The organism is Pseudoteredinibacter isoporae (assembly GCF_011602085.1).
Classification (GTDB): domain Bacteria; phylum Pseudomonadota; class Gammaproteobacteria; order Pseudomonadales; family Cellvibrionaceae; genus Pseudoteredinibacter; species Pseudoteredinibacter isoporae.
In genome coordinates, this window is sequence record NZ_JAAONY010000003.1 from 1 (window position 1) to 12,993 (window position 12,993).

Sequence of the window (12,993 nt, forward strand, 5' to 3'; positions counted from 1 at the left end):
GGCTAACTGGCGTCAGCCAATAGCCGCTAACCAGCGGGCTATCTGATCCTTGCATTCAATTCCTTATGGCGTTTCGGCTTCTGTCAGGCCGTCTGACAAACCCTATGGATTGCGCATAATGTATATTATGTTAAATAATGCATTATGGGCCAACACCCCCTTAAACGTTATTCCACAACAAAAATTGACCGCCACTTCCCCAGCGCGGTTTTTAGAACTAGATAGTCTAAGCCGGAAATCGGCATGTCGCTTGTTTCCTCTCGCGTCACCCTGGGAATTCCTCCAGGGCACCGTGTATGGAGACACACGATGACGAAAGACACTCAAACCCTACCGCGGCCCGGAGAGATTACGCTGCTGCAACTGCTGTACGACGGCAAGATCATGCCGGAAAGCTGGCCGAGGGGAATGAAGTTCCGAGGAGATTTCCTAACCACCCCGAGCGAGTGTGAATCACTCACATGGAAAGAAATTGATACCTATCTATGGGTTATGGGCCAGTGGCACTGGAGCAATCAGAAATTGATTGAACTTGAGCGCAAACTCTCGATGGCTAGCTGAGCATCTGAGTGCTAACCTACTCCGTCAAATCTAACAATCCCAAGGAATCGAAATGGAACTAAAGGACTTCATTGAAACAGCAATCACAGAGTTGATTCATGGTGTGCACGCTGCACAAAAATCTACCAAGGAAATAAAAGGAGCCGCGGTAAATCCTGATTATTTTGATAGGCAGTATGAGATTGATTCCACTATTTCCAACAGTTCATACGAAATACTTCAAGGCCAACCCGTACGTCAGTTTAACGATGCAGACATGCGCGAAAGGGAGGAAAGAAAAACAACGAATATAGAATTTGATATTGCAATCTCAGCTGGCAATGAAGAGGAGGCCAAGGCGGGACTAAAAGTTAAGGTTGCCTCGCTGCTGGGAGCAGAAGCAGGCGCAAGCCTGAAGGAACAAAACAGCTCAACCAGCCGGATTAAGTTCAGCGTCCCAATTATCCTCCCAACACATTACGAAACCAATTGCGAGGATTCATGAAATGCCTAAAAAGAAACCTGAGTATAATCATGAACATTTTAAGACCGCACTGACTAGTTTGGACAAATTGACGACAGTTGTTAAGACAGCAATTCATTACGAAAGCCAGATTTGGAAATTCTTGGAATTAAGCCCATTGAGTGCCGATACAGTTGGAATGCTAACAGGAAATCAATTTAGCAAAGCAATTGTCCTATGTGGTGTTCTAGGCCTCAACCAGAACATGGTAAGTCTGCTAAGGGATTTTAATAGCATAAGAAATAACTATGCTCATAATATGGAATATTCTTTAACTGACGAAATTATTGAGCAGTACCTCGATGGTTGCTATCCCCACCTAAATAAAAGCACTATGATTTGCCTGAAGCATTTGGGAATAATCAAAGATCACGATCACACAGAATGGCAGGAAAAGTTAGGTTCGTTAAATAAATACACTCAGTTTATAGTTACGCTGTATGCCCTCGAACTTGAACTACAACATGAAGTCTATAGTTTCTCGAAAGATCAGGCTAGCAAGGGGCCGTGAGGCCTTCCCACAGCTCAATATAAGCCTCCAAATTGATAAGCGAACCCTGCTGTTCATAAATTCACCAAGCCTCAAGGCAAACACTAATCCAGTTGTCCCTGTCTTGGCCAAGGCCAACGAAGTTCATTAACCAGATTGCAACCATTACTGATTGTGCCCACCATTCTGATAGCGTCGAACATAAGGGCTTCGAGTTCGGTGTAAATACCGTCCAAGAAGCCGTAGCCAGCATACCTTCTGCAATAGAATTTGAACGACGTTCCGACTTGCGTAGAAATATGAATTACCCATACCATCCAAATATCTTCGTATCCTGCCCCAACTAATCATATACATTTTTCTTTTTCCAGCCATCATCTTCCCGGTTCTTCAACTCGGCTTCCATGGCCTCTTTCTCTGCTTTAATTCTCTCCTGCTCGACTTTGGCCTTTTCCCTTGCAGATTTGATCCACTCCTGGTGCTTTCGGATATTGTCATTAAACACTTGGCCAGCGTTGTTTTTGCTTAATACCGTGTTGGCCTGCGTGAAGTAATGCACAGCAAGCTGATACTTTCCGTCCGCCAGTGCATTTTTGGCAGGAATGTCAAACTCATCAGAGGCCAGGAGGGCTAATTTATTTCTAATGATGAGTTCCGCTTTGCTGGCTTTCGAGTGATTCAACGCCCCATTTTGGCTCAATTGATTAAAGAACTTCAAAAGAAGGTTTAAGTTCTTACGGGTTCCAGCAATCTGCCCTGCACTCCCTAATGAGTCCAGTTTACTTTCATCCTCCTGCTTGCTTAGGGCTAGATAATCGTCATTGGCGCGCTGCAGGTGGACTTTGTGCTTCTTTTGGTTTGGTTGCAACTCACTGAGTTCTTTGTAAGTTATAATCAGGGCATGCTGAATAATCCGAGTAAGTGTGGTACCCAGATAATTCGGTGGAAAGCAAGCTATCGTCTCATCTATTCTACGCGCTCGACTTTTCAGCGTATTAATTTGCAGGCGACGTTTTTCTCGCTTGGAGTTTGCGCTATAGACAAACAGAGCGTAACACGCCAGAACTGCCAGCAAGGTGACAATTCCTGCTACGACGACAATTGGAAAGTTTGCCTCCATAAATACACTTCTCAGGCACTTAACGCGTGAACCGGATTTCGCAGGCTTTTACATTTTAAGCGTGTTCTTTCCCTTCTGTTCCAGAAGATTTTAACAACAAACTATAATCCAGTTTGTTTATCGAAAAATTTATAAAACCGAAAACGCCAAGTTAGCCCGACCAAGAAAAAAAATAAAAATTCTTCATTAAGATGTTAGCAAATACGCCACCTTTTGCTTTCCCCAACTCCCTAATTGTCAATCCTTTTGATTGACCCAACACACAGATCCCCTTGACGCACCGAATTCAGTAGCCAATGTTTTCCATTGCCAAATAAAAATATTTTTCATGGCAAAGTAAGTATTTAAGATTTTTTCAACCACCCAATGACTCTCGGGCAACATTCTGTCTCTCTTCGTATAATTTGGCTTTCTCTTCTGAACTTGCTTGTATTTCCATATGGCCAAGTATTGTTAGCTTTTGAATAACAAGAATATTTTTTCGAACAAATATTTCCTTAATTCGCCCGAAACCGAAGCTGATAAACGAATGGCTAAACTGGATTCATCATCACGCCTAGAACGATAAGAAAAGATAATTGGAGGGCTATCTAGAGCTCGTAAAATTAAAATATCTATTGGTGATCTAAATCCTAACTCACCAAAGACTAAAAGCCATGTTCAACTAAAGATAAACACATAAAGCTCTTTAAGTTTACATAAATATTTATCTATTTGAGTCTATTTTTTTCATTGCGGACCGTTAACTTTTTAAACTGATGAATGGAATAGTTTTTATTTAGACATGGCAGCCAAGTTCATTTTCCATTCACCTGAAGCGAACTAGTTTAGCATCCAGTTTTTAACAAGAAGGTTAACTAAACCATGCAGCGCGAAAGCTCAAAAAGAGTTCAATTTACTAGCGGCTTAGTTTTATTACTTGTCAGCGTGTTCGCTTCAGCAATGTCTCCACCAATCAAGGACACCATTACAGGAACCCCTTCGGGCACGGTCTTAGGTTCAGGAGCGGCGTCAACGACAGTTAATCTTATTGATATATCCTACACGCCTATCTCAATTACCAGCCAGCTGACTATTGGTCACATCGACGTGCTTAGCGAAGCCTTGTCAACTGCAACAAGTTTTCGTTATTCCATACGAGAAGGAAACGCCCCATATACTGAGATTGACACAGGACCTGCTACTTTGGTTAATCGAACAGTATTTCCAGACGTAACGTTAGGTGCAAACCCCAGCAACCTGGATGAGTTTGAAATTACCAGCGCGCCTCTTGCTCCCGGCGACTATTACATTACGGTATACTCCACCGATTCAGAATACAGTCTTGCCTTTGCTTTTAGAGGGGCCGGGCTTGAGCCCATTCTACGACAGTTGCTTAACAATCCCCCTACGATTAATAACCGACGTCTTTTTTTCCGGATAAGCCCCGGCCAAGCATCAGCTTCTATGTCACTAGGGACCACCGCCGTGCCAGCTATCCCCCCGATGGCATTAGGTTTTCTTGCCCTCGTTATTTTGGGAATTGTTAAAAGAAAACTATCCATTAAACATAAGTGAACTCAGAGCAAGTGATTTATCTTTTGTAACAAGGCAATTAGAGATAGATAAAATAACAGGCATGGGCAGCAACAAAACCTGCTTATTGATAAGCACCGCGCTTATTTGTGTGCGCGCCTGTTATGGGAGATACGATTTAGCCCGTCGCCGAAATCTATAAACCCCAGTGTCGCAATAACATTGGATGCTATAAGCTTATAACCAGTAGACTGGACGCCCCTGCGTTTAACGCTATAAGTTCTCGTTCTGCCTCAGCTGTTACACGACTTATCGCAAATTCGTGCTAGAGTTTCGCCCTTCTTAAAACTGCCCTTGAGGCAGCCCATCGTCATTGAAACTCTCGCAGGCATGAACATGAACTTTACAGATAAACAAATTATAAAAATCGTAGCCTATCTATTGTTAGTACTGGCCCTAACGCAAGCCGCTTTTACAGCCCTTTATGTTTCAAAAATTGAACTTTCCAGACAGTTTTTTTGGGGCCTGGAAGGCCTGCTGTTTACGGTTCTGCTTGCTTTTGCCGGAGCTGCGATGGTGCAGCTCAAGAATGAGCAACTTGGATGGTCTGCAATTGCGTTTAGTGCAGTGCTGAATGTGGTTCAAGTTGCTATAGGCGTGACGATGTTTGGTACGTTTAGTGAATCCGCTTCCGAAGTTGAAGGGCTGAAACCTGCCTTAAGCGGCGTGGTTGCCCTCTCCTTTATGATCTACTACGCAGCGAAGCTATTGCTGGGTATGGCAGCGCTTGTTTTCGGTATGGTCACCATGTCAGACACCAACAAAGCTCTAGGCGGTTTGACCGCACTCCTGGGTGGTGTCGCTATGCTTTCCAACGCTATTTTAATATTGTTTGGTCGCGATGGTTTTCTTCCATCGGGCGTTGCCGGCACATCCGGTGTACTGGCCACTCTGTTCCTGGCGTTCTGTTTGATCAGCGCGGCTCGTAAAGCCTAGTATTACTGCTAGATTTGTTATACCGGGGTAAGCGGCCTTCCGCTTGCTCCGACACCAGGCATCAATTTGTGCGTAGCATGGGAATATAGAGCCACAGGCTATATTGTGACTTTATACTAGACACGAAGTAAACGGGTTTCGTACTGAGTGTTTTCCAACTTTTCAAGTTTTTTAACTAAATCATCCGTTAATGTCTTGATTATGTTTTCGGAGAGGCTGCCCTCGATTGTCACCTGAATTCCATAGAAATCCTCAACATAACGGACGACAACACCCTCTACCAGTATTCGATATGTGCCATATTCATCTTCATACTGCTCTAATTCAACATGCGTTACAGGCGGTCGATAAATTTCTTTCAACAATTCAATATCAGGAACTAGCCCCAGCAATCCCGTTAGCTTCTCCAAACTTTCCTTCAGTTCTCTTTTCCAACCTAATTTCTGATTCCAAAGTGCCCCCCTGATTTCCCACAGCAGATTCAATTGATTGTCGCTGCGCTTCACCTCAAATCTGAACCACTCCTTTTTGCTTAGGCGCTGCCAGGTCCAGTTTCGAATATCTAACTGCCATTCATCTATGTTTTCAATCAATGGGCTTGTTTCGTTATGATATAGCACCCCACCCTTGACCCGAATGATTTGGTTTTCAGAATCCAATTCCGCTGTATGTAAGTGAATCCAACCTGGACTATCTCCAGAAGTGGGTATGCTCTCGATCTTATAGTTTGTGGTATCCAGTGTGTAGACTTGAGTTTTACCGGATTGACGATCGTCTGGATAGCCCAGATTACCGATAATCACGATCTTGTCATCCACCAAGGTTGATGAATGGAAATCGGTCGGTAGAAAGCAATTTCTTGGATACGCGTAGATTTCGATAGAACCGTCGAGATTTATAACAACCACATCGTTGTAAATATAAAAATCAGGGTCATAGGAATCTTCATGTTCACCAGCAATATAGATTTTACGCCCATCAGGTAGCTCGGTTGTGCTTTGACCAAATCGATCAAAACACCAGGCTGGCCCGGCCTCGAAGGGATCTGGACCTCTCATTTCCTCGTTAGCACAGTATGCACTAATCCCAGTATGAATGAGCCACTTCCAAACATTGTTATCTATTCTTTCTGCGTGAGAGGTTCCGAATCTTGGAGATCGCCATTCCAAATAGTCCTCTTTGACAATGCCAAATTCCTGATGGGTCTTATTACTATCCATAACGTATAACTGACTAAAGTATCCTAAATACCAATCTTCAACTCATTTCCCACCAAACTGAAAACCGGAGGAAACAGATCGGCAACATTTTCGTGCACACTGCGTCCGCCCAAATCATAGATGAACGTTCGCCTTTTGGTTTCGCTTGTGGGGTCGTCACAGATAATACCGCCGTTCAGGAGGGTTTCGTCAACGATAATATGTTTCGATACGTACTTAAGGTATTCACAGGACTGGCTTGGGAATCGGTGTTGCTTGTAGGCCAGCAGCTTTAAGCCAAACTTGGACTCGATTGAGAAGACTCTATAGTGAGGGTTCAGGCCATCGCTTGAGTACACGCCTTTACCTGTGTTGAAAGGTGATAAGCTTTTTCTGAGAAAGCCCCGGTTTTCTGGCTCCAGGCGAGCGATCAAATAAGCGGATTCACGCCGGATGTGGATTTTGAAATCCCCTTTTTCCATATCCGCTACGCTGATCCAGATGTATGGAGGACGCTCATACAGGCTCACAAAGAGCACGATCAGACACATGGGTAACACGGCAAACCAAAGCCCCATGCGCTCGACCTTTTCCAGCGCGTAATACGCCGAGTTCAGCCGCGTGAATATCGTTCCATCGCCAACACCTTGCATTTCTCGTTCCTTGAATCGCTATTCGATAAGCAGAGTATACGAGCAAGACGTTTGCATGTCATAGTCGTCTTGGGGGGGCATTTACAACAAGAGGAATAATACGACAGCATCCTGCCCTGGTGGTCAATCGCCCCGCTTTAGTGGTCTGCCCACAGCCCCTATGGCATCTGCCCTCAGGCTTAACCACCCTGCTTGCGCCGGGATGCCTTCTCTATCGACCCAGAGTTGTATGAAATGTACCCGTTGCTCGAAAAAGCCGTTTGAAAGACCTGAGCTGATTACAGATGCTTTACATCACCAAACCACTGACAGGGTTCACTAAGCTTTGATGATTTGCTGAATACGCCATCAACACCATTTCGACAGCGCTTAAATCCCGCAATTCGAATAACAAAATGGAAGGGAAACACCGGCTGAAATTCGATTGGAAAATTCAATCTATAGCCCTTAGCGCCGCTCTCGAATTTTGTGAAAACTGAAATCGGCCACCAAGAAAATGACGACCTGGCAGCTACTTTTACTTTCTTCGGGGAATCACTTACTATTCTGTAGACACAGCATCGCCCTGTAGAAAGACAATTAACATGAGCTCTCATCGCATCGCTGCTAATGACCTTTTAAGCTTGATGGCCAAAACCATTGAGGCGGGTGCCAGTGTTGCGAATATCCTTGAGCAGCTTGAACTTCCCAGTAACCTTCTGGAAGAGCCCGAACATCTTGTCGACATGGGCGATGCCTGGCGTATCATGCTCGCCAGTCAAAATGCCGTGCACGAAGAATCGCATTTAATCTCCAGTCGTCCATTGCGACGTGGCAGTACCCGTTTGGTGTTTTCGAGCCTGCAACAATGCGAGACCCTTGAGGAGGGCCTGCAAAGCCTGGCTGAAAACTACAATATCATTCACGGTGGTCAGTTTAATTTTGTGCGCAAACAGGGCCGAAGTTTAAGTTACTGTGTCGACGACAGCGAATTCCACTATCAAACCCAGGCGATTCCTCTGGCAATTGAGTTTGCACTGATCAGCATTCATTGCACCCTGTCCTATCTGTGCAAGCAGGCTCTGACACTTAAACGGGTTTGCAGTAAACGGGAACAGCTTCCCAAGCATAATCATCATTTAAATATTTTTCGGGCGCCATTAAAGCTTCAGCACGCTCATTACGAGCTGGCCTACGATATTGAGCAGGCTCGACTCCCTCTGCTGCATGAACCCAAAGAAGATATTTCGGCGAATCTGTACCGCCACTACGAGTACTTTCTGAGTTTAAGTGAAGCAAATACGGAACCGAGTTTTGTGCAAATCTGCCAGGAAAAAATAAACCTGGCCAGCGCCAAGCATGTCCTTGTCAGCCAGGATTGGATTGCCAGTGAACTGAATATCAGTGTGGCAACGTTGCGGCGTCGGCTCAACGAACAAGGCAGTAACTTTCGGCAGCTGTTGGACAGCAGCAACAGTGCCCTTGCCTGCCAATACTTACAGGCTGGTCTCGGCATCAGCGATACGGCTGTTCGATTGGGCTATAGTGATGAACGCAGTTTTAAACGCGCCTTTAAACGTTGGCATGAGCTTTCCCCGGCGGCTTATATCAAGCAGTTTTCCCACCTCAAATAATGTCATGCTCAAGCTTTGTGAGCGAAATTGTACCCTGCCGATAGATCCAATTCGTCATTTTTTCCTTGTAGGCCAGCCCTTATAGTGTGAACCATCAAACAATAACAATAGCGAGAGGATAGATTGATGCGTAAGCCCATAGCGCATGCCGTCGGCCTTAGCGTAGCCCTGGCCAGCACCCCACTATATGCCCAGATAGAAGAAGTCATTGTTACCGCCGAGCGCCGTGAGGCCAATCTGCAGGAGGTGCCGGTTGCGGTCAGCTCTTTCTCATCAGAGAACCTGGAATCTGCCCAGGTGTCTACGATCGGCGATCTTCAAAGTATGGTGCCGAACCTAAGTGTGCATTCTGGCGATGCCAATAATGCTGTTGTGTACATTCGTGGCATCGGCCAAATTGACTCGGTTGCCTTTTTTGAACCTGGCGTTGGCATTTATCTGGATGATATTTATCTGGGGCGTGCACAAGGTGCGTTCCTTGATGTTGTGGATGTTGAACGAATTGAGGTATTGCGAGGCCCCCAGGGTAGCCTCTACGGCCGCAACTCGGTTGGCGGCGCGATCAAATATGTATCAGCAGCACCTACGGATGAAATCAGTGGCAATATCAGCGCCCATCTGGGTAACTACGATCGACGGGACATTAAGGCCAGTATCAGTGGCCCGCTTTCGGATAATTTGAAAGCTCGCCTGACGTTGGCCAGCATGGAACATGAAGGTTATAGCGTGAATCGTTTTGACGGCGAGCGTGACGGGGATCGCGATACGCAGTTTGCCCGCGCGGTTCTGCAATTCGATCCCAATGATGATATCAGCATCCAGCTCGCTCTGGATTATTCTGACAGTGATCCAAAACGTTCGCGAACCCCGGCAAAAGAAACCCCGATCAATATTATTCTGGGGCCCAGCTTTCCCGCTGACAAAGATCCTTTTGTCGTCAATGCGGATTTTAATACCGTAGAGCAAACCGAAACCAAGGGCATCAGTCTTAATGCGAGCTGGGCTCTTAATGAGAACTGGAGCCTGAAATCCATCAGCTCGTACCGGGAGTTGGACTATGGCACAGAGCTGGACCTGGACGGCACCCCGATCAATGCCTTTGGCATCTACTATTTTAACGAGCAGGAACAGAGCAGTCAGGAATTCCAGCTGCAATATCAAAGCGACCATCTCTCTTTAGTGACCGGGCTGTACTATTTTAATGAGCAAGGCCAGACCTTTGATGGTGGCGTCTTCGCGAATATTTTCAGCGCCACTTCTGGCGATGGCTTTTTTGAAACCGACAGTTACGCGGTATTCGGTCAGCTGGACTACGACATAAATGAAAAGCTCACGGCCATAGCCGGCTTTCGTTACACTAAGGAAACCAAGTCCTACCGCCGTATCGCTGAAAGTTTTAATTTGATTGCGCTGGCAGCTGGTAACCCTGCCCTGGCGAATCCTGACAGTGATTTATTGCGAGGCGTGCGCGGACAAGGTGTTGTGACCTCCGGAAACCCGGATGACGCCGACTTTAATAATTTTTCACCCAAGCTGGGCCTGAAATACCAGCTCAGTGAAGACACCAATCTCTATGCCAGCTACTCGACCGCCTTTAAGGCCGGTGGTTTTAATGGCCGGGTGACCTCGGATGCGTTGACGCCATTTGATGAAGAAACTCTGGTCAGCCTCGAAGCGGGCCTTAAAACCCAGTTGTGGGACGATCGCTTGCGTATTAATGCCGCGATCTTTCGAAACCAGTATGACGACCTGCAGTTAAGCAGCTTCGAAGCCAGTGCCGATGGTGGCTCTATTCTGCCTGTGTTCACCAATGCGGGCGAAGCGGTGATGAAAGGTGCCGAGTTGGAACTGACCGCACTTTTAAGCGAGGCATTAACTCTCAATTTGAACATCGGTTATCTGGACGCCGAGTATCGTGAGTACATTACGGGCGATGCGGTAAATAATCAGTTGATCGACATCTCGGATCAACGTGAGTTGGTTAACGCACCGGAATGGGATACTCAACTGGGTCTTCGCTATGACTTTGCCGCCTGGGATTGGGGGCAGCTCAGCTTTTTAACCGATATCAGTTATCGCAGCAAAACCTATCTGGAGGTCAACAGCCAGGAAACCCTCGCCCAGAGCGGTTACAGTCTGGTGAACGCCGCCTTTATTTTGGCCGCTGAAGATAATCGCTGGAACATTATGCTTGGAGGCAAAAACCTTTCGGATAAACGCTATCGTAGCCACGCTTTTGATATTTCTGCTTTTCCTGGCGTAATGCTGGGCTACTACAGTGCCCCTAGAACCTATGCGCTGTCAGCCAGTTACAACTTCTAGGCGTGAATGAATGATGCAATCGTCTCACTTGACCGGCATTGATTCGAGCACTGTACAAACCCCACGGCTGAAACAGCACGTTTTAAGCTGTGGTGACAGTGACGGGGAGCCGGTGTTTTTTATTCACGGTAATTTTTCAGCCGCCGACTATTTTGAAGCGCTGATGCTGGCAATGCCAGAACAATACCGATCTATTGCCCCCGACCTTCGGGGCTATGGCGACACCGAGGATAAAGTTATTGATGCGCGGCGCGGGGCTCGGGATTGGAGTGACGATCTTGTTGAGCTAATGCAGGCGCTGGATATTACTTCGGCTCATTTTTTAGGATGGTCCGCCGGCGCTGCAGCGATCATGCAGCTGGCCATCGATCATCCTCAGTGCATTCGTTCATTAAGTTTGATCGCGCCCGTAAGCCCCTTCGGATTTGGTGGCAGCGCAAATCTTGACGGTCGACCCAACTACCCTGATTTCGCTGGCTGCGGAGGGGGCACGGTGGCTAAAGAGTTTATTGCTCAAATTCAACTGCAGGATACCGGTGACGAAAGCGACTTCTCGCCCCGCAATATTATCCGCAACAGCTATTTTGCCAAACCCTGGATTATGCCCAGAGAAGAGCAGCTGTTGCGTGCGTCTCTGAAACAAAAAGTGGCTGTTGATCGTTACCCTGGCGACTTTGTCGAGAGCAAAAACTGGCCCTATGTCGCACCGGGAAGGTTTGGCCCGATCAACGCCATCAGCGCCCGGCATTTTAATGCGCAAAAACTGATCGAGATCGCCAGTAACCCCCCCATTCTCTGGTTACATGGTTCGGAAGATAAAATCATCAGCGATCAATCTTATTCAGATATCGCTTTTCTGGGATCACAGAACCTGGCACCCGGCTGGCCGGGCGATGAAATCTGCCCTCCTCAGCCGATGGTGTCCCAGACCCGGAACTTGTTAGAACAGTACGGCAACTTCAAAGAAATCTGTCTTAAGGACGTTGGACACAGTCCGTTTATCGAAGCGCCCGAGGAGTTCTTAGCTCACTTTGTGGGCTTTCTAGACTCTATTCCAGGCAGATAATCCAATCAATAGTCACTCGATGGGCAATTATTAATCACTTTATATGGCCTCTTCCCTCGAATACTGGCACTTATAGCTCCCCTACCCGCATAAACAGAAAGCCCTTCTGCTTGCTCCCTGAACCCCAGAACACGGATAATAGCCTCTGAATACAACAATAAATAAATTCTGAGGACAATCTATGCTCGATACTGCACTCACGATCGTTTTGGTACTCAATACCATCTGGTTTTTCGGGGGGTATCACACATTTGATATTCGCGGTCGAATCTTCGCGAAAATTGTTGTTCCGCGCGAGCATAGAGACACGCCGGTAATGGAAACGCTGGTGCACTCGGGAAAGTTTGTTGCGGGGTTCAATCTTGCCTTCATGGTTCTAAATGCTCTTTTACTGTTTAATATGGGGCTGTTTGATAAGAATCTTCAATGGACCATTTTGTTGCTAGCATTCGCCGTTGCCCATGGCACTCAGTTTGCGTACAACGTACCTGTGGCGCTACAGAATCGGCGCGGAGAAGGCGTTTGGCAAGTTAAAGGGTTAATGTTGTTTATCTTTGTCACAGATTTTACCTTGATGATGTTCAATGGAATTCTGTCCCTGTTGTATCTAATATGATTGACGAACAAGAAGATCTTGACGTTCTAACAATAAAATAAACAACTGGTTTCCCACTTATTTTGAGATCAATAGTCAAGGTGGCCGCTTTCATTTTAATGCTCGTGCAAATTAAGCTGCCATCCGGCTAAAGCAGATAAGCTCCCTGGAACAACAACCATCTTCTGATGCCCTTCATTTGTTTTTTCATTTTCTTTATTCATTTAGTCTGGATTCAGAATCCATCCTGATTGAGTAACATTTCACCCTAAATTTACCTCTCAGTTGGAAAGCTATAAATTTTTCAATTTCTTGAGGTTTTCTAATTATTTTAGTTTTGTCTCGCAAGGTAAAATTTATA

12 protein-coding genes are annotated in these 12,993 nt (G+C 46.1%); 9 read left to right on the forward strand and 3 right to left on the reverse strand.

The genetic code is table 11. From position 1 onward, the window contains the following. Positions 1-309 precede the first annotated feature (309 nt). Genes G8768_RS16295 through G8768_RS16305 form a run of 3 tightly spaced genes read left to right on the forward strand, consistent with a single transcriptional unit; the run spans position 310 to position 1,574 of the window. A complete protein-coding gene (locus G8768_RS16295; protein WP_166844022.1) occupies positions 310-561 on the forward strand; it encodes a hypothetical protein in 252 nt (83 codons plus the stop codon). Between the two features lie 52 nt (positions 562-613). Further along, the gene (locus G8768_RS16300) at positions 614-1,045 is read left to right on the forward strand and encodes a trypco2 family protein (protein ID WP_166844020.1); all 432 of its coding nucleotides are present in this window, start codon (positions 614-616) and stop codon (positions 1,043-1,045) included. Between the two features lies 1 nt (position 1,046). Beyond that, positions 1,047-1,574 carry a hypothetical protein gene (locus G8768_RS16305; RefSeq protein WP_166844018.1) on the forward strand — a complete coding sequence of 176 codons (528 nt, stop codon included), beginning with the start codon at positions 1,047-1,049 and terminating at the stop codon, positions 1,572-1,574. Between the two features lie 322 nt (positions 1,575-1,896). On the opposite strand, the gene G8768_RS16310 is transcribed toward G8768_RS16305, so the two are convergent. After that, positions 1,897-2,673, reverse strand: a complete 777-nt coding sequence (locus tag G8768_RS16310; protein WP_166844016.1) for a hypothetical protein — start codon at positions 2,671-2,673, stop codon at positions 1,897-1,899. A gap of 864 nt (positions 2,674-3,537) precedes the next feature. Here G8768_RS16310 and G8768_RS16315 point away from each other — a divergent pair. Together G8768_RS16315 and G8768_RS16320 are read left to right on the forward strand one after the other, a co-directional pair. Then, positions 3,538-4,230 carry a hypothetical protein gene (locus G8768_RS16315; RefSeq protein ID WP_166844014.1) on the forward strand — a complete coding sequence of 231 codons (693 nt, stop codon included), beginning with the start codon at positions 3,538-3,540 and terminating at the stop codon, positions 4,228-4,230. Positions 4,231-4,584: 354 nt separating this feature from the next. Beyond that, complete coding sequence (locus G8768_RS16320) at positions 4,585-5,184, forward strand: thiamine biosynthesis protein ThiC (RefSeq protein ID WP_166844012.1); 600 nt, start codon at positions 4,585-4,587, stop codon at positions 5,182-5,184. Between the two features lie 116 nt (positions 5,185-5,300). On the opposite strand, the gene G8768_RS16325 is transcribed toward G8768_RS16320, so the two are convergent. Continuing rightward, the gene (locus tag G8768_RS16325) at positions 5,301-6,404 is read right to left on the reverse strand and encodes a hypothetical protein (protein ID WP_166844010.1); all 1,104 of its coding nucleotides are present in this window, start codon (positions 6,402-6,404) and stop codon (positions 5,301-5,303) included. A 23-nt stretch (positions 6,405-6,427) separates the two neighbouring features. Continuing rightward, positions 6,428-7,036: a hypothetical protein gene (locus tag G8768_RS16330; protein ID WP_166844008.1), complete on the reverse strand. Its 609-nt coding sequence runs from the start codon at positions 7,034-7,036 to the stop codon at positions 6,428-6,430. 584 nt (positions 7,037-7,620) lie between these two features. Between G8768_RS16330 and G8768_RS16335 the strand changes: the two genes are divergently transcribed. From G8768_RS16335 to G8768_RS16350, 4 genes are all read left to right on the forward strand, one after another. Next, positions 7,621-8,649, forward strand: coding sequence for an AraC family transcriptional regulator (locus G8768_RS16335; RefSeq protein WP_166844006.1), 1,029 nt, complete (start codon positions 7,621-7,623; stop codon positions 8,647-8,649). Between the two features lie 126 nt (positions 8,650-8,775). Beyond that, the gene (locus G8768_RS16340) at positions 8,776-10,971 is read left to right on the forward strand and encodes a TonB-dependent receptor (protein ID WP_166844004.1); all 2,196 of its coding nucleotides are present in this window, start codon (positions 8,776-8,778) and stop codon (positions 10,969-10,971) included. Positions 10,972-10,981: 10 nt separating this feature from the next. After that, positions 10,982-12,037, forward strand: coding sequence for an alpha/beta hydrolase (locus tag G8768_RS16345; protein ID WP_166844002.1), 1,056 nt, complete (start codon positions 10,982-10,984; stop codon positions 12,035-12,037). 181 nt (positions 12,038-12,218) lie between these two features. Next, positions 12,219-12,653 (forward strand): hypothetical protein, encoded by a 435-nt coding sequence (locus G8768_RS16350; RefSeq protein WP_166844000.1) that lies wholly within the window; start codon positions 12,219-12,221, stop codon positions 12,651-12,653. The last annotated feature ends 340 nt before the right edge of the window (positions 12,654-12,993 follow it).